Source organism: Silvimonas soli, from assembly GCF_030035605.1.
Taxonomy (GTDB): Bacteria; Pseudomonadota; Gammaproteobacteria; order Burkholderiales; family Chitinibacteraceae; genus Silvimonas; species Silvimonas soli.
Window position 1 is genome coordinate 1,952,111 of record NZ_CP106736.1, and the last position, 15,532, is coordinate 1,967,642.

Here is a 15,532-nt window from a genome sequence, read left to right on the forward strand (position 1 = left end):
GAGCCCCTGGCTTGGCAAAACCTCAGACCCGATACGCCGTCAGTAGTACATGACGGCGTATCGGGTCTTTGTTTTGGGCACTACCTGATATTCACCGCGTTCGCTTTGTCGGCACCTGCCAATTACAAGAATTCATCTTGATCAGGATTAAGGGCCATTCACGGCAACCAGCCTAAGCTGCTCCGCTTTGCCTCTGGCGGAGCGTTGCATGCGTGTTCCTCATCTGGTCTGCCCCGCTGGCAGCCTGCAAGCCCTGAAAAAAGCCGTGGACCACGGCGCCGATGCGGTCTACGTCGGCTTCAAAGACCCCACCAACGCCCGCAATTTTGCCGGACTCAATTTCACCGATCAGCAGCTCACCGAAGGCGTGCATTACGCCCACCAGCGCCAGCGCGAAGTGCTGGTGGCGATCAACACTTACCCGCAAGCCGGGCAAACCACACACTGGCATCGCGCCGTAGATCGCGCCGCCGATCTGGGCGCCGATGCAGTGATTGTTGCCGATATGGGTCTGCTGGAATACGCCACCCGCACGCATCCGCAATTGCGGCGCCATCTTTCGGTACAGGGCTCTGCCACCAACGCTGACGCGATCAACCTGGCCCGCGATCATTTCGGGATTTCCCGCGTGGTGCTGCCACGGGTGCTGACCCTGCCGCAAGTAGAGTACGTGGCCGCACATACCAAAGTAGAGGTCGAAGTATTCGGTTTTGGCAGCCTGTGCGTCATGGCAGAAGGCCGTTGCCAGCTGTCATCGTGGGCGACCGGTGAATCGCCTAATACCCACGGCGTGTGCTCACCCGCTGCGCATGTGCGCTGGGAGCAAACCGGCGGCACGCTCAACGCCCGCCTCAACGGCATTCTGATTGATCGCTTTGCCGAAGGCGAACCAGCTGGTTATCCGACCCTGTGCAAAGGCCGTTTTGAGGTCTCGGGTGATACGTATTACGCGCTGGAAGAACCCACCAGCCTGAACACGCTAGCGATCCTGCCAGAGCTATTACGTATCGGCGTCGCCGCCATCAAGGTCGAAGGCCGCCAACGCAGCCCGACCTACACCGCCCAGGTGACCAAAGTGATGCGTGAGGCCATCGATGCCGCAGCCAGCAGCCGTTATGCCGTCAAACCAGACTGGACCCGCCAACTGACCGACGTCTCGGAAGGGCATCAGCAAACGCTGGGCGCCTATCACCGGCCGTGGCGCTGAACCGGCAAACGTCTGCGGTCCCTACCAAACCAGAACAAGCAATGATCAAGGAAACGCGCATGAAAATCGCCTTAGGCCCTCTGCTGTATTACTGGCCGCGCAGCCAGGTCAGCGACTTTTACGCCGCCGCCGCCCACTGGCCGGTGGGCATCATTTATCTGGGTGAAGTGGTCTGTGCCCGCCGCCACGAGCTACGTACTGCCGACTGGATTGAATTGGCGCAAACGCTCCAGCAAGCAGGCAAAACTGTGGTGTTGTCGTCGCAAGCATTGCTGGAATCGGCGGGTGATTTGATCAGCCTGCGCAAACTGGCCGACGCCGGGTTCGCGCTGGAAGCCAACGACCCTGGCGCGGTCAAGATTGCGCAGGACGCGGGCGTGCCGTTTGTAGCTGGCCCGCATTTGAATATCTACAACGGCGCTACGCTGGATTGGTATGCCGCACGTGGTGCCACCAGCTGGGTGCCGCCAGTAGAAATGCCCGGCGCAGCATTACGCCAGTTGCTGGCAGAACGCAGTTGCAGCATTCCCACCGAAATTTTCGCCCATGGTCATGTGCCGCTGGCCTTTTCCGCCCGTTGTTTCACGGCACGGCATTTTGATCTGAGCAAAGATGCCTGTGAATTTCGCTGTATTGAACATCCGGACGGGCTGGACGTGAACACACGTGATGGTCGGCCGTTCTTGCGCATCAATGGTATTCAGACCCAATCCGCCGCTTGCCAAAGCCTGTTCAGCGCACTGCCAGAACTCAAAACCAGCGGCGTGGATGTTTTGCGCATCAGCCCGCAAGCGCACTTCACCGAAGAATGGGTGCGCGCCTATGCGGCAGCTTTGGCCGGAGAAGCCGTCGAGCCCGATATCGCCACGTGGCAACCCGAAGGTATTGCCAACGGTTATTGGTACGGCAAAGCCGGGATCGAACATCTGATCGGGAGCGGTGCATGCTGAACTTTTTTACCACTTTGCCGCGCAAAGTACTGCCACGTTTACCCGAAGCGCCACCGGCGCTGGTTGCTGGCTTTGTACTTAACCGGCTGGCACCCAGGCTGTGGGCGGATGACGATTTTTCCTGGCTGAACGGGCAAACAATCCGCATCGCCATCCGTGATCTGGGATGTGGTTTGACGCTTACCCATAATGGCCGCCGCTTTGCTGCCAGCAACGCGCCTGCCTCGGTCACGCTGGCCGCCAACTGGCGCGATCTGGCGGCGTTGATGCGACACGAGGCTGATCCGGACACGCTGTTCTTTCAGCGCAAACTGCTGATTGAAGGCGACACTGAGTTAGGTCTGCATCTGAAAAACCGGCTGGATGCGACCGATTGGGACGCGCTCTATCAAAGCTTGCCAAAGCCCATTGCCCGCTGGCTCACGCCCGGCCATCTCGCCAGCTAACGCTTTCGCCCGCCAAAAAGAAAACGCCCGGCAAGTATCTGACCGGGCGTTTTGCTTTTCACAGCACATGCAGCGAACTAGCGCGTGCTGTTATTTTTTCTTGGTGGTTGCGGCGGCAGCAGGTTTTTTCTGTGTTGCGCGCTCTTTGGCGATCAACTGGTCGATCACCGTCAGCACCGTACCGTCTTCCTTGCCTACCATGGACGGCGCAGTTACAAATTTGCCGTTCACGATAAAGGTCGGGACGCCGTCAATCTGATAGGTATTCACCAGTTGCGAAAGCTTGCCCAACTCAGCGTTGGCCGAGAACGAGTTATAAGCGGCCTTGAACTGGTCGACATTGATGCCTTGCTTCTTCACCCAGTCAAACAGGACTTCATCGCGACGCAGTTCCAGACCGTCACGTTGAACAGCGTTGAACACAGCTTGCTGGTACTTGGCAGCGATGCCCATCTGGTTCAGCGCCACAAAGATTTTGGCGTGAGCGACGATATCGCTACGGCCTTGCCACACCACGTGATAGCGGATGAAGTTCACATCCTTGGGCAACGCGGCAGCCCATTTCTCTACATACGGTTCAACGTGGAAACAATGCGGGCAGCCGTACCAGAAGAACTCGATGACTTCGATCTTGCCAGGTTGCTGCACCGGCACGGGATTGGTCATCAGTTTGTATTCGGTGCCTTCTTTGATATCGGCATGCGCTGCTACCGCGGCCACCAGGCCAACTGCGAGCAGCAAGGATTTGATCCAGCGGGTCATTGCTAACGTTCCTTTATTGTTTAGATGGCAACGGCGGCTGTGACCGCCTTTGCCCGCATAAATTCACTGTCTTGCCATTTTATGTTGCGACTACCCAAGTTCAGTCACTGACCTGGTTACTGCCCTTTCACAGTCGCGGCGACAATGCCATTGGACTTGAGATCGCCCCGCGCCTTATCCATATCGGCCACGCTGCTGAACGGACCAACCCGCACCCGATGCCAGACGCCCTTGTCCTGGGTTTCCACCGTCTGAATGCGCGCTTCAATCCCGATCAATGCCAGCTTGGCTTTCAGGTTGTCCGCTTCTTGCTCATCCTGGAACGCCCCGACCTGCAGATAAGCACCTTTAGGCGCCTCTACCGTAGCGGGCGGAGTAGCGTCAGGCTGAACCGGTTTTTTGGTCGGGGCAGCCTGTTTGTCGCTTTTATCTGACATGGCCGGCAACACTTTGTAGAAATCAAAGCGTTCGCCTTCACTGGCAACCTTGGGCGCCGGTGTTGGCGTGGCCGCACCGCCAGACTGTGGCAAGGGCTGTGCAACATCCTTACCTTCACCTTGCGGGCGCAAGACTTCGGGCTGATTCGCCACCGAAACCGGCGCGCTGGACACCGCGTCCGGCGGTGGCGATGCGGCCTTGTTGGCAAACGGATTGGTACCACGATTGATGTAGAACGCGACCCCGACTGCAACGGCAACGCCGACCAGTGCTCCCAGCACAAGCCCCGTCAATAAAGAACCACCGCCTCCCCCACCGCCCCCGCGCGACGATGTGCCACTTGAACGGGTGCGCTTCATATCTCTACTCATGTATTCCTTCTCCGGCGCTTCCCATAACGCCTGTACCGCCAATTCGCTGACAATCGCGCCAGCCTGGCCGGGTTTTTTCCGTAATCAACACGATATCGATTTATGCCTGATACTAAAAGGCTCATTTCGGGCGCCGGACGGTCAATGTGCCCGAAACCGGCGCCTAGCGCGGCAAACGGCGGAATTCTAGCACCCGCAATAGGCCTTGCCGCAGATAATAAAGAGTAATTTTGCTTCTCAGGAAGTGACGGTGCAGTGCAACAGAAGTCTGGCCGTCATATAATCAGCCCCTCGTCTCGTGTTTCCAGGGTTTTTCCCCATGCAGGATTCAAAAAAAGGCTGGTCCGGCCGGTTCACCGAACCCGTCTCCGATCTGGTCAAGCGCTATACCGCATCGGTCGATTTCGACAAGCGCATGGCGGAGGTGGACATTCAAGGTTCGCTGGCACACGCCACCATGCTGCAACGCGCGGGCGTCCTGACGGCAGAAGACCTGCGTGCCATCCAGTCCGGCATGGCCGACATCCTGGACGATATCCGTCACGGCACTTTTGAGTGGTCGCTGGATCTCGAAGACGTACATATGAATATCGAGCGTCGCCTGACCGAAAAAATCGGCGACGCGGGCAAACGTCTGCATACCGGACGTAGCCGCAACGACCAGGTCGCCACAGATATCCGCCTGTATCTGCGCGGAGCGGTTGATCTGCTGATTGGCCTGGTGCACGACCTGCAAATTTCGCTGCTGGAACTGGCCGAGAAACACGCGTCCACCGTCATGCCAGGCTTTACCCATCTGCAAGTGGCGCAGCCGGTGACGTTTGGTCATCACATGCTGGCGTATGTGGAAATGCTGGGCCGCGATGCCGAGCGTTTTGCCGATGCCCGCCGCCGCGTTAACCGGATGCCGCTGGGCGCTGCCGCGCTGGCGGGTACGACTTTCCCGATTGATCGCAACTACACGGCCGAACTGCTCAATTTTGAAGCCGTCTGTGAGAACTCGCTGGACGCAGTGTCTGATCGCGATTTCGCCATCGAATTCACCTCTGCCGCCGCGCTGACCATGACGCACCTGTCGCGCTTGTCGGAAGAACTGATCCTGTGGATGAGCCCGCGCTTCGGCTTTATTGATATCGCCGATCGTTTCTGTACCGGCTCGTCGATCATGCCGCAGAAAAAGAACCCGGATGTGCCAGAACTGGTGCGCGGCAAGACTGGCCGTGTGAATGGCAATCTGGTATCCCTGCTGACATTGATGAAGGGCCAGCCACTGGCCTACAACAAAGACAATCAGGAAGACAAAGAGCCGCTGTTCGACACCGTGGATACGCTGGTCGACACCTTGCGCATTTACGCCGACATGATGCGTGGCATTACCGTGCGCCCGGAGTGTATGGCCGCTGCAGTCAAACAGGGTTATGCCACTGCCACCGATCTGGCCGATTATCTGGTCAAGAAAGGCTTGCCGTTCCGTGATGCGCATGAGGCCGTTGCTTTAGCGGTGCGTTACGCCGAAGAAAAGCGCAAGGATTTGTCCGAGCTGCAACTGGTAGAACTGCAAAGCTTCTCGTCGCTGATTGATTCCGATATCACCGAAGTGCTCACACCCGAAGGCAGCATTGCCGCGCGTGACCACGTCGGCGGCACGGCACCCAATCAGGTGCGACTGCAGATTGGCAAGTGGCGCCAGCGCCTGGGCGTCTGACCCGGCAGCCTTGATCGGTCAAACCCGATTTGCACACCCCAACAGGCCGCCATTGCGGCCTGTTTTGTTTCAAGCTCCGACACTCTGGACTTACCTTCGATGACTATGCCTTCCCAAGCTGATATCCAATGGCACTGGCTGGCCTTTGCTGATTTCGATATCGCCACGTTGTTTGACTATCTCAAACTGCGTCAGGACGTGTTCATCATTGAGCAAAACTGCGTCTACCCCGATCTGGATGATCTGGACTCGCCATCGTGGCACCTGGTTGGAAAAAACGCCCAGGGCAAAGTCGTTGCCGCGTTGCGCCTAGTGCCGCCTGGTTTGAAATATGCCGAACCTTCGATCGGCCGGGTTGTGGTTGCGCCGATTGCACGCCAGGGTGGCATGGGTAAACGATTGGTGGCCGAAGGGTTGCGGCAGTCGGCGCAAATCTGGCCAGGCCTTGGTAACCGGATTGGCGCGCAGGCGCATTTACAGCGCATGTATCAGTCATTGGGTTTTGAGCCAGTGGGTGAGCCTTACGATGAAGACGGCATTCTGCATGTAGACATGCTTTGGTCGCCGCACCAGGCCACAGCGAACTGAAGCTGTGAACGAGTGGTTTGACAAGCTCGCTCCTGCCGTCAAATGATGGTGGCCACCCTTCGCCCAGGATGATCCCGATGACGACTTCCCGCCTTGAACAAGCTCGCCGCCTGCAAGCCGTGGCCCAAACCGGGCTGCATTACGCCCGCGATCCGTTCGATATTCAGCGCTACCAGGAAATCGCCGCCATCGCCCATGCCCAGTTGGCCGAGCTGACTGGCGCGGCCACCACAGAGCAAATCACGCAGTTGTTTATCCCTGAAAAGGGTTATGCCAACCCCAAGCTGGACGTGCGCACCGCCGTGTTCCGGGATGACCGCATTTTGCTGGTGCGCGAACTGAGCGACGGCTGCTGGACATTGCCCGGAGGCTGGGCCGACGTGGGCTCAACGCCAGCACAGATCGCCGCCCGGGAAGTGCTGGAAGAAGCGGGTTTTGTAGTGCGCATTAGCCGTTTTATGAAGCTGATCGACATGCACCAGCATGCTCATCCACCCGAGCCGTTCCATATCTGGAAGCTGATCTTTCAGGGCGAAATCCTCAGCGAAGGCCAGCCAGACGGGATCGAAACGGATGGCGTGGGTTTCTTTGCGCTCGATGATCTGCCGCCGTTGTCATTGCAACGCATCCTGCCCGAGCAGATTGCGCGGCTGTTTGAATTACGGGCCAGCGGCGGGGTTGATTTCGACTGATCACACCGGCGGAACAGCATTCACTCACTGCTATCCAGCGCCAGCACCCGGTTTTTTCTGCGAAACGCCTCCCAAAAGCAAGTCGGCGCGATGGACACCCACGGTCATTCAGGGAAAAATGCTCTTCTTTGGCAAACCGCAGCGCGCCCTACACCATGCCCACCCAGCTCAGCGTCAATCTCAACAAGATCGCCCTGATCCGCAATTCGCGCGGACGTGATTACCCTTCGGTGCTGCACTTTGCCCGCCTCGCGCTGGAAAATGGCGCCGCCGGGGTCACCATTCACCCGCGCCCGGATCAACGCCATGCGCGTAATGCCGACGCCTTGGCATTGGCCGCGCTGGTACGCGACTTTCCCGGCACCGAGCTGAACATTGAAGGCTATCCTTCGCGCGATTTCCTCGACGTGGTGCTGCAAGCGCGCCCGGCACAATGCACGCTGGTGCCGGATGAACCCGGTCAACTGACTTCTGACCATGGCTGGAACATTCGCGAGCGGCTGGATTTTCTCAAACCGGTCGTGGCCGAACTGAACGCCGCGGGTATTCGTGTGAGCCTGTTTGTTGACCCGGACGTGGAGCAGATTGCTCTGGCCCCGCAAACCGGCGCGGCGCGAGTCGAGCTTTACACCGAAGAATACGCGGTGCGCCATGGCGAAGGCAGCCATGCGCAGGTGCTGGACGCCTACGTGGCGGCTGGTAAAGCAGCGCATCAAGTCGGGTTAGGGCTGAATGCAGGCCATGACCTTAACCTGCAGAATCTGGGCGATTTTCTGCAGGCGGTGCCGGGCGTGGATGAAGTTTCGATTGGCCATGCGCTGGTGGTGGAGTCACTGGAAAGCGGTTTTGCCAATGTGGTGCGACAGTACGTCGCCATTTGCCACGCAGCCCGTTAAGTCTGCCCATATCCGAGATTGATCCCGCAACTTGTTTAGCATTTGTCCAGGCAAGGAGCCCCAATGCAGTCCGGCGTTGTAATGCAAGTCAGCGTGAGCGCCAGTCACACTTTCAGCAAACCCAACGTGGTCAGCATCCGGCTGTTGGCAGGTTTGGGGGTGGAAGGAGACGCTCACATGGGGACGACGGTTAAGCATCGCTCGCGTGTGGCGGTTGACCCAACCCAGCCCAACTTGCGCCAGGTGCATCTGATTCACGCCGAACTGCATGACGAATTGCGCGAACGCGGGTTTGATTTGCTGCCGGGGCAAATGGGCGAAAATATCACCACCCGCGGTATCGATCTGTTGGGTTTGCCGCGAGGAGCCCGTTTGCATATCGGCGAGCAGGCGGTGGTGGAGATTACCGGCCTGCGTAACCCATGTGCGCAACTGGATCACTATCAACAAGGACTGACGGCCGCTGTGTTGGGGCGAGATGAGGCTGGCAATCTAATACGCAAAGCGGGCGTAATGGGCGTGGTGCTGGTCAGCGGCGAAACCCATCCCGGCGATACCATTCGGGTCGAGTTGCCACCGCTACCCCACCACAAGCTCGAACGCGTTTAGCTAGCCAGACCTTCCAGCACCTCCGCGGTGCTGCGTACCTGCGACAAACGCGGAAAGATATTCGCGAATGCAAACGCATGTTGTTCGGCATTGGCTGCACTGCAGGCATCTTCTGCAATCACCAGTGCATAACCGTGCTCCCACGCCGCGCGAGCGGTTGATTCAACACCGATGTTGGTCGAAATCCCGGCCAGCACAATGGTTTTGATGCCACGGCGGCGCAATTGCAAGTCCAGTTCGGTGCCATAAAATGCGCCCCACTGGCGCTTGGTGATCTTGATATCCTGATCGCTTACTGCCAGGTCTGCGGCAAATTCCAGCCAGTTGGCCGGCAAAGTGGCAGCGGGCGAAGGCCTATCCACCGGCTGCTTAAGCGCATCGGCAAAGTCACCGGCCCAGCCCACGCGGACCAGCACGACAGGAGCGCCCAACTCACGGAAGCGCCGAGCCAAAGCATCACCATGCTCTACCACCGTTTGCGCGGTGTGCGGGCCGCCAGCAAACGGCAGAATGCCTTGTTGCAGATCAATCAACACCAATGCGGTGGTTTGTGGATCAAGCTTTACCATGTTGTTGGACTCCATCATTATGTGAGGAACTCCTCACAAAAACGAGTATATGAGGATGACCTCACAAAACGCAAGTATTACCGCCAAACAACCACAGCGCGAACGCGGTCGCCAACGGGTTGCCGCCCTGCTGGACGCAGCCGCCAGCCTGTTCGCAAACAAAGGCTTTGAAGCGACCACCATGACCGGGATTGCCGCGCAGGCAGGGGCATCCATCGGCTCGCTCTATCAGTTTTTCCCCACCAAAGAACATGTGGCGGATGCAATCCTGACCGAACACGCGACTGATCTCCACTTGCAAATGAGTGCCTTGGCGGCACGGGCCAACAGCCTGAGTCTGCAAGAAACAGGGTCACAGCTATTCGCCGCGCTGATCGAGTTTCGCGCCGCACATCCTGCCTTTGCTGTTCTGGTAGAAGCACGAGGCGCACCTTTCGTGCGCGCCAGCGGCATTCGCCAACGCTTGCGCGAGCAAGTGCTGGATATCTTGCGCCACAAAGCCCCGGCCATAAGCGATGAGGAACTTACGCCTATTGCCATTGCGATCCTGCAAATCATGAAAGCCGCGGTAGCACTCAACGGTGAAACTGATCTCCCCCAGCGCGACGCCGCGCTGCAAGCTTTACGCGAGATGCTGCTAGGGTGGATAACAAGCCGCTTAGGACCAGCTACGTCCTGAAAACTGATGTCTTGGGCAGACCCGCTTCTGTGTCGGGGCTCAGCATGGAAAAGCTGTCCAGAATTCGTACTGGGGGGCATTCTTCACGCCACTCATTTTTATCGTAATTGACCGGCATCAAACAGCAGCGGCTTCCGACTATCGCCCTCGCCAAACACTATATATGGTGTCGTTAATTGATTAATTAACCATATATAGAGGTTTTATCGTGACCACTCAGCCACTCTACGTGCGCAAACGCGACGGCCGTATCGTCCCCTTTGAAGCGGCCAAAATCGCTAGCGCGCTTGAGCGGGCAGCGCAGTTGAGTGGCGAATTCAATGCACCCCAGGCGCTGGAACTGGCCCAACTGGTCACCGGGCGTCTGGCCGGAACCAATGCGCCGGGCATTGAGGCGATTCAGGATCAGGTTGAAGAAGCGCTGCTGGAGCAGCACCACCTGCAAACAGCGCGGGCCTATATCGCCTATCGCAGCCAGCATGCCCGCCTGCGCGCTGACACCCGTACCGTGGTGGACGTTGAATCCAGCATCAACGAATATCTGAACCAGTCTGATTGGCGTGTGAATGCCAATGCCAACCAGGGCTGGAGTCTGGGTGGCATGATCCTGAACACCAGCGGCAAGGTCATTGCCAATTACTGGCTCAACCACGTTTATCCTCCGGAAATCGGCGCGGCACATCGCTCGGGTGCGATCCACATCCATGATCTGGACATGCTCTCCGGCTATTGCGCCGGTTGGTCGCTGCGCCGCTTGCTGCACGAAGGCTTCAATGGCGTGCCGGGCAAAGTGGACGCCACGCCGCCCAAGCATATGTCCAGCGCCATCGGCCAGATCGTCAACTTCCTTGGCACGCTGCAAAACGAATGGGCTGGCGCGCAGGCGTTCTCCTCTTTCGATACCTATATGGCGCCGTTTATCCGCGTCGACCAGCTCAGCTTCAAGCAGGTCAAACAGTACATTCAAGAACTGATCTACAACCTGAACGTGCCTAGCCGCTGGGGTACGCAGACGCCGTTTACCAATCTGACCTTTGACTGGGTTTGCCCGGAAGATCTGCGCGAGCAAATCCCGTATGTGGGCGGCCAGGAAATGCCGTTCAGCTATGGCGAACTGCAAGCCGAGATGGATATGATCAACCGCGCCTACATCGAAGTGATGATGGAAGGCGATGCGCTGGGCCGCGTGTTCACCTTTCCGATCCCCACCTACAACATCACCAAAGACTTCGATTGGGATCACCCCAACACCGTTTTGCTGTTCGAAATGACTGCCAAATACGGCCTGCCCTACTTTCAGAACTTTTTGAACAGTGATCTGGAGCCGCACATGGTGCGCTCCATGTGCTGCCGTTTGCAGCTGGATTTGCGCGAGCTGCTCAAGCGCGGCAACGGGCTGTTTGGCTCAGCCGAGCAAACCGGCAGTCTTGGCGTGGTGACGCTTAATTGCGCCCGCATTGGCTACGAATTCAAGGGGGATGAAGTCGGTGCTTTTGCCCGCGTAGATGAATTGATGGAACTGGCCAAACAAAGCCTGGAAATCAAACGCAAACTGATCGATCGGCTGATTGCGGGCGGCCTCTATCCCTATACCAAGCGCTATCTTGGTACGCTGCGCAACCACTTCAGCACGCTGGGTGTGAACGGCGTCAACGAAATGATCCGCAACTTCACCTGCGACGAACACGACATCACCACGCCGCGGGGTTACGACTTTGCCAACCGGCTTATGGATCACATTCGTGATCAGATGACGACATTCCAGGAAGAAACCGGCCATCTGTACAACCTGGAAGCCACGCCAGCCGAAGGCACCACCTACCGCTTTGCCAAAGAAGACAAACGCCGTTATCCGGAAATACTGCAAGCGGGCACCGTGGCGCAACCGTATTACACCAACTCCACCCAATTGCCGGTGGGTTATACCGACGACCCGTTCGAAGCGCTGGCGCGCCAGGAAGTACTGCAGCGCAAATACACCGGCGGCACGGTACTGCATCTGTATATGAACGAGGCCATCTCCAGCGCCGACGCCTGCCGCACCTTGGTTAAACGTGCGCTGGCGAATTACCGGCTGCCCTATGTGACGATTTCGCCCACTTTTTCAATCTGCCCCAAGCACGGCTATTTGAGCGGACACCATGAGTTCTGCCCGAAATGTGATGCCGACTTGATTAGCAAAAAGCAGCCCTGCTGCGCCTAGGTTTGCTGCATGTGCATGCAGCGCACGCGGCTGAACGGTTGCCACGGAATTCCAGCCGCGTTCTTTTCTTCTCTTCCAACCCAAAACCCAAGCAATCCTTTGGGCCAGTGATCTAACAGGAGCACGCCATGAACGACCTCAACATCCAGCAACATCTGCACAACGCCACAGCCCAAGCCATTCAGCTCAAAGGTGAAGAACGCACCCGTTGCGAAGTGTGGACACGAGTAATGGGTTATCACCGGCCCGTTTCCGCATTCAATATCGGTAAACAGGGTGAGTTCGCCGAACGCCAATTCTTTACCGAGCAACATTGAATAACATCAAGAGCACACCGATATGACCATGCCAGACGAACACGCGCCTCATCCACCCAAGCTGGGCGGACTTGTGCCGTTCTCCAGTTGCGACTATCCGGGCAAGCTCGCTTGCGTAGTGTTCATCTCTGGCTGCCCCTGGCGTTGTCACTATTGTCATAATCCGCACCTGCAAACGCGCAGCAAAACACCAACCGAACCCGCTTGGGATGATATCGTCAACTGGCTGGAGGGACGCAAAGGCTTGCTGGATGCCGTGGTCTTTTGTGGCGGCGAGCCGCTAACCGAGCGCTGGTTGCCGTTGATGATGGCGCAAGTCAAAGCCATGGGGTTCGAGGTAGCGTTGCATACCGGCGGCGCCTATCCGGAGCGACTGAAACAATGCCTGCCTTATCTGGACTGGGTGGGCTTTGATGTCAAAGCCCCCTTTGCCGAATATGAAGGCGTAACGCAGATTCGCGCAAGTGGCGACCCGGCGCGCGAATCGCTAGGGCTCATACGCGATAGCGGCGTGGCCTATGAGTGCCGCACCACCATCCACCCATCCTTGCTGAACGACGATGCCTTGCTGCGGCTGGCCGGAACATTGGCGGTTTATGGCGTGCAAGACTTCGTGCTGCAACCTTTCCGGCCCAATGGCTGCGCCTCCAGCCAATTGCTGCAACAACCGGCACCAGCCGATTATCCAAGCCCCGTCACTTTGCAGCAGCTAAGTAAACTGGTGCCCGGAACTCGTATAAGGGCGCATTAATCACCGCCCATCTCGTGATTTTTATACACGGCATCATCAGCGCAGCAACGCCTTGATCTAGATCAAAATCACTCGACGACCAAACCCGCAGACTCCCACCCCTCAACAAAGAAAACGCCATTGTGGCGGGAGATCGCATTCATGCTGCACCACACTTTCAAACCGCTGCTCATCAAGGGTAAAGCGCTGCTACCAATCGTGCAGGGCGGGATGGGGGTTGGTATCTCGGCCCACAAACTGGCCGGTGCCGTTGCCAAAGAAGGCGCGCTAGGCACCATCGCTTCTGTTGATCTGCGTCATCATCACCCAGACCTGCTGGAGCAAAGCAAAGCAACAAAAGTTCAAGCCGAACTGGATGCCTTGAACTTTGAGGCGTTAGCTCGTGAAGTAAAGCTGGCCAAGGCCACTGCACAAGGTAACGGTTTGATTGCCGTGAACGTGATGAAAGCGGTTGCTTCCAATACCGACTACGTGCGCGCCGCCTGCGAAGCCGGCACCGACGCCATCGTCATGGGCGCGGGCCTGCCGCTGGATTTGCCGGAAGTCACCGCAGACCACCCGAACGTGGCGCTGGTGCCGATCCTCTCGGACAGCCGCGGCATCAACGTGGTTCTGAAAAAATGGCTCAAAAAGAACCGTTTGCCCGATGCCATTGTGATCGAACACCCGGCCCACGCCGGTGGCCATCTGGGTGCCACCAAGATCGAAGAAATTCATAACGAGAAATTTGATTTCGACCGTGTCCTCACCGAAACCCATCAAATCTTCAAAGACCTGGGTCTGGAAAGCGCACGCATCCCGTTGATCGTCGCCGGTGGCATCAACAGCCACGAAAAAGTACTGCATTATCTGAACAGCGGCGCCAGTGGCGTGCAGTTGGGCACCGCCTTTGCCGTTACAGAAGAAGGCGATGCTCATGCCAATTTCAAAGAAGTGCTGGCCAACGCTCGCGATGAAGACATCGTCGAGTTCATGAGTGTGGCCGGTCTGCCCGCCCGTGCCGTGCTCACACCATGGCTGAAGAACTACATCAATCGCGAAGTGCGTCTGCAATCCAACGCCAAGGCTGATCCGGCCCGTTGCACTCAAGGCATGAACTGTTTGTCGGTCTGCGGCCTGCGCGATGGCTTGGCTAAAGTCGGCCAGTTCTGCATCGACCTGAAACTAGCCGCAGCCATGCGCGGTGAGGTGAACCGGGGCTTGTTCTTCCGCGGCGCCGACAGCCTGCCCTTCGGCAGCGCCATCCGACCGGTGCGTGAGCTGATCGACTACCTACTCACCGGCCAACGCCCGCAAAATCTGGCGGCAATCTGATCGCTCTTTGGCGGGATTCCCAGAGCTATATAAGAGAAATCTGACGAATTAGAGAAATTGAAGGTGACGAAAAACGTCACTTTGATGAGAAAGGCCGGATTGTGCAAACAACCGGCCTTTTGTTTTGCCATAAAATTCCCACCACTCGTCGCCGCCTGGCGCAAACGCCCTGGCACGCAGCCGTAACAAATCCCGTCGCAAATCCACCCATTCCTGCAGGCCCAAAACAAAAAGGGCCAGGCTGAAAGCCTGACCCCTGCTGCATCTGGTGCCGTTGAAGTGAATCGAACACTCGACCTACTGATTACGAATCAGTTGCTCTACCAACTGAGCTACAACGGCAAGAGCCGGCATTATAAGCAACTTTGCAAGGGATACCAACCCGGGCACAATGCGCCGGCGGCATACAGGACACTGGCATGGCTTTTGCTCAATAGCTACTGCGCGGGTACGCCGCACACCAACAAATATTTTTGGAGATTGAACATGCAACGTATGCAAAAGGGTTTTACCCTTATCGAACTGATGATCGTGGTTGCGATTATCGGTATCCTGGCTGCTGTGGCGATTCCGGCTTACCAAAACTACATCATCCGCGCAAAAGTGACTGAAGGTCTGGGTCTGGGTGATGCAGCTAAGACTGTTGTTGCTGATAATGCCGCTAACGCAGCTGCTCAGTTTGACCTCGGGTATCAACCAGTGGGTGCCACTGCAAACGTGACTTCTGTTGCTATTGATGGTACTGGTGCTGGCGGAATCACCATTACCTATACCCCAAGCGCTGGTGGTGTACCTGGTAAGAATACAATTACCCTGACCCCATATTTCAAAGCTGGTGGCACCTCCGCTGCAGCTGGGACCGTATTGACAGCTCTGTCGATTGCAAACGGTGCGATTGTCGTTCCGACCGATGCTATCCAGTGGGATTGCTCCGCAGAGAATCACACAGCCGTAGCTCCAGGCGCAGTTGCAGGTACTCTGCCAGCCAAGTACGCTCCTGCCGCTTGCCGCTAATATGGCGTAGCCCTGTAGCCC

The 15,532-nt window shown here is 57.4% G+C and carries 17 protein-coding genes and 1 tRNA gene; 14 read left to right on the top strand and 4 right to left on the bottom strand.

From position 1 onward, the window contains the following. Nucleotides 1-208: 208 nt before the first annotated feature. The 3 genes from ubiU to ubiT are packed head-to-tail and all read left to right on the top strand — an operon-like array spanning nucleotide 209 to nucleotide 2,603. Nucleotides 209-1,207, top strand: a complete 999-nt coding sequence (gene ubiU, locus N7220_RS08930; protein WP_283151104.1) for a ubiquinone anaerobic biosynthesis protein UbiU — start codon at nucleotides 209-211, stop codon at nucleotides 1,205-1,207. A 59-nt stretch (nucleotides 1,208-1,266) separates the two neighbouring features. Then, a complete protein-coding gene (locus N7220_RS08935) occupies nucleotides 1,267-2,157 on the top strand; it encodes a U32 family peptidase (RefSeq protein WP_283151105.1) in 891 nt (296 codons plus the stop codon). Continuing rightward, entirely contained in the window at nucleotides 2,151-2,603 is a 453-nt protein-coding gene (gene ubiT / locus N7220_RS08940) for a ubiquinone anaerobic biosynthesis accessory factor UbiT (protein ID WP_283151106.1), read from the top strand. Before N7220_RS08935 ends, ubiT begins: the two co-directional genes overlap by 7 nt. Nucleotides 2,604-2,693: 90 nt before the next feature. Here ubiT and N7220_RS08945 read toward each other — a convergent pair whose 3' ends face one another. Both N7220_RS08945 and N7220_RS08950 read right to left on the bottom strand, forming a co-directional pair. Further along, nucleotides 2,694-3,365: a thiol:disulfide interchange protein DsbA/DsbL gene (locus N7220_RS08945; protein WP_283151107.1), complete on the bottom strand. Its 672-nt coding sequence runs from the start codon at nucleotides 3,363-3,365 to the stop codon at nucleotides 2,694-2,696. Between the two features lie 116 nt (nucleotides 3,366-3,481). Continuing rightward, nucleotides 3,482-4,162 (bottom strand): SPOR domain-containing protein, encoded by a 681-nt coding sequence (locus tag N7220_RS08950; RefSeq protein ID WP_283151108.1) that lies wholly within the window; start codon nucleotides 4,160-4,162, stop codon nucleotides 3,482-3,484. Between the two features lie 331 nt (nucleotides 4,163-4,493). Here N7220_RS08950 and argH point away from each other — a divergent pair, with 331 nt between their 5' ends. The 5 genes from argH (at nucleotide 4,494) to N7220_RS08975 (ending at nucleotide 8,664) form a co-directional block, all read left to right on the top strand. After that, nucleotides 4,494-5,879 (top strand): argininosuccinate lyase, encoded by a 1,386-nt coding sequence (argH, locus tag N7220_RS08955; protein WP_283151109.1) that lies wholly within the window; start codon nucleotides 4,494-4,496, stop codon nucleotides 5,877-5,879. 99 nt (nucleotides 5,880-5,978) lie between these two features. Then, entirely contained in the window at nucleotides 5,979-6,467 is a 489-nt protein-coding gene (locus N7220_RS08960; RefSeq protein ID WP_283151110.1) for a GNAT family N-acetyltransferase, read from the top strand. A 77-nt stretch (nucleotides 6,468-6,544) separates the two neighbouring features. Then, nucleotides 6,545-7,159, top strand: coding sequence for an NUDIX hydrolase (locus N7220_RS08965; protein ID WP_283151111.1), 615 nt, complete (start codon nucleotides 6,545-6,547; stop codon nucleotides 7,157-7,159). A 155-nt stretch (nucleotides 7,160-7,314) separates the two neighbouring features. Then, entirely contained in the window at nucleotides 7,315-8,055 is a 741-nt protein-coding gene (locus N7220_RS08970) for a pyridoxine 5'-phosphate synthase (RefSeq protein ID WP_283151112.1), read from the top strand. Between the two features lie 63 nt (nucleotides 8,056-8,118). Beyond that, entirely contained in the window at nucleotides 8,119-8,664 is a 546-nt protein-coding gene (locus tag N7220_RS08975) for an MOSC domain-containing protein (protein ID WP_283151113.1), read from the top strand. Here N7220_RS08975 and N7220_RS08980 read toward each other — a convergent pair. Next, nucleotides 8,661-9,233 carry a hydrolase gene (locus tag N7220_RS08980; protein WP_283151114.1) on the bottom strand — a complete coding sequence of 191 codons (573 nt, stop codon included), beginning with the start codon at nucleotides 9,231-9,233 and terminating at the stop codon, nucleotides 8,661-8,663. The genes N7220_RS08975 and N7220_RS08980 overlap by 4 nt on opposite strands. Nucleotides 9,234-9,288: 55 nt before the next feature. On the opposite strand from N7220_RS08980, the gene N7220_RS08985 reads away from it, so the two are divergent. The 5 genes from N7220_RS08985 (at nucleotide 9,289) to N7220_RS09005 (ending at nucleotide 14,497) form a co-directional block, all read left to right on the top strand. After that, nucleotides 9,289-9,912, top strand: coding sequence for a TetR/AcrR family transcriptional regulator (locus N7220_RS08985; protein ID WP_283151115.1), 624 nt, complete (start codon nucleotides 9,289-9,291; stop codon nucleotides 9,910-9,912). A 208-nt stretch (nucleotides 9,913-10,120) separates the two neighbouring features. Continuing rightward, the gene (locus tag N7220_RS08990) at nucleotides 10,121-12,115 is read left to right on the top strand and encodes a ribonucleoside triphosphate reductase (RefSeq protein WP_283151116.1); all 1,995 of its coding nucleotides are present in this window, start codon (nucleotides 10,121-10,123) and stop codon (nucleotides 12,113-12,115) included. Nucleotides 12,116-12,243: 128 nt separating this feature from the next. Then, complete coding sequence (gene nrdD / locus N7220_RS08995; RefSeq protein ID WP_283151117.1) at nucleotides 12,244-12,432, top strand: anaerobic ribonucleoside-triphosphate reductase; 189 nt, start codon at nucleotides 12,244-12,246, stop codon at nucleotides 12,430-12,432. A gap of 22 nt (nucleotides 12,433-12,454) precedes the next feature. Beyond that, a complete protein-coding gene (locus N7220_RS09000; RefSeq protein WP_283151118.1) occupies nucleotides 12,455-13,183 on the top strand; it encodes an anaerobic ribonucleoside-triphosphate reductase activating protein in 729 nt (242 codons plus the stop codon). Between the two features lie 144 nt (nucleotides 13,184-13,327). Beyond that, nucleotides 13,328-14,497, top strand: coding sequence for an NAD(P)H-dependent flavin oxidoreductase (locus tag N7220_RS09005; RefSeq protein ID WP_283151421.1), 1,170 nt, complete (start codon nucleotides 13,328-13,330; stop codon nucleotides 14,495-14,497). Nucleotides 14,498-14,763: 266 nt separating this feature from the next. Here the strand turns inward: N7220_RS09005 and N7220_RS09010 are convergent. Then, nucleotides 14,764-14,839, bottom strand: a tRNA-Thr gene (locus N7220_RS09010). Nucleotides 14,840-14,983: 144 nt separating this feature from the next. Between N7220_RS09010 and N7220_RS09015 the strand changes: the two genes are divergently transcribed. Continuing rightward, nucleotides 14,984-15,511, top strand: coding sequence for a pilin (locus tag N7220_RS09015; RefSeq protein ID WP_283151119.1), 528 nt, complete (start codon nucleotides 14,984-14,986; stop codon nucleotides 15,509-15,511). Nucleotides 15,512-15,532: the final 21 nt, after the last annotated feature.

Bases quoted from the DNA above. Each gene is read 5' to 3' on its own strand.
- ubiU (WP_283151104.1), top strand. From the start codon at position 209: ATGCGTGTTCCTCATCTGGTCTGCCCCGCTGGCAGCCTGCAAGCCCTG.
- N7220_RS08935 (WP_283151105.1), top strand. From the start codon at position 1,267: ATGAAAATCGCCTTAGGCCCTCTGCTGTATTACTGGCCGCGCAGCCAG.
- ubiT (WP_283151106.1), top strand. From the start codon at position 2,151: ATGCTGAACTTTTTTACCACTTTGCCGCGCAAAGTACTGCCACGTTTA.
- N7220_RS08945 (WP_283151107.1), bottom strand. From the start codon at position 3,365: ATGACCCGCTGGATCAAATCCTTGCTGCTCGCAGTTGGCCTGGTGGCC.
- N7220_RS08950 (WP_283151108.1), bottom strand. From the start codon at position 4,162: ATGAAGCGCACCCGTTCAAGTGGCACATCGTCGCGCGGGGGCGGTGGG.
- argH (WP_283151109.1), top strand. From the start codon at position 4,494: ATGCAGGATTCAAAAAAAGGCTGGTCCGGCCGGTTCACCGAACCCGTC.
- N7220_RS08960 (WP_283151110.1), top strand. From the start codon at position 5,979: ATGACTATGCCTTCCCAAGCTGATATCCAATGGCACTGGCTGGCCTTT.
- N7220_RS08965 (WP_283151111.1), top strand. From the start codon at position 6,545: ATGACGACTTCCCGCCTTGAACAAGCTCGCCGCCTGCAAGCCGTGGCC.
- N7220_RS08970 (WP_283151112.1), top strand. From the start codon at position 7,315: ATGCCCACCCAGCTCAGCGTCAATCTCAACAAGATCGCCCTGATCCGC.
- N7220_RS08975 (WP_283151113.1), top strand. From the start codon at position 8,119: ATGCAGTCCGGCGTTGTAATGCAAGTCAGCGTGAGCGCCAGTCACACT.
- N7220_RS08980 (WP_283151114.1), bottom strand. From the start codon at position 9,233: ATGGTAAAGCTTGATCCACAAACCACCGCATTGGTGTTGATTGATCTG.
- N7220_RS08985 (WP_283151115.1), top strand. From the start codon at position 9,289: ATGACCTCACAAAACGCAAGTATTACCGCCAAACAACCACAGCGCGAA.
- nrdD (WP_283151117.1), top strand. From the start codon at position 12,244: ATGAACGACCTCAACATCCAGCAACATCTGCACAACGCCACAGCCCAA.
- N7220_RS09000 (WP_283151118.1), top strand. From the start codon at position 12,455: ATGACCATGCCAGACGAACACGCGCCTCATCCACCCAAGCTGGGCGGA.
- N7220_RS09015 (WP_283151119.1), top strand. From the start codon at position 14,984: ATGCAACGTATGCAAAAGGGTTTTACCCTTATCGAACTGATGATCGTG.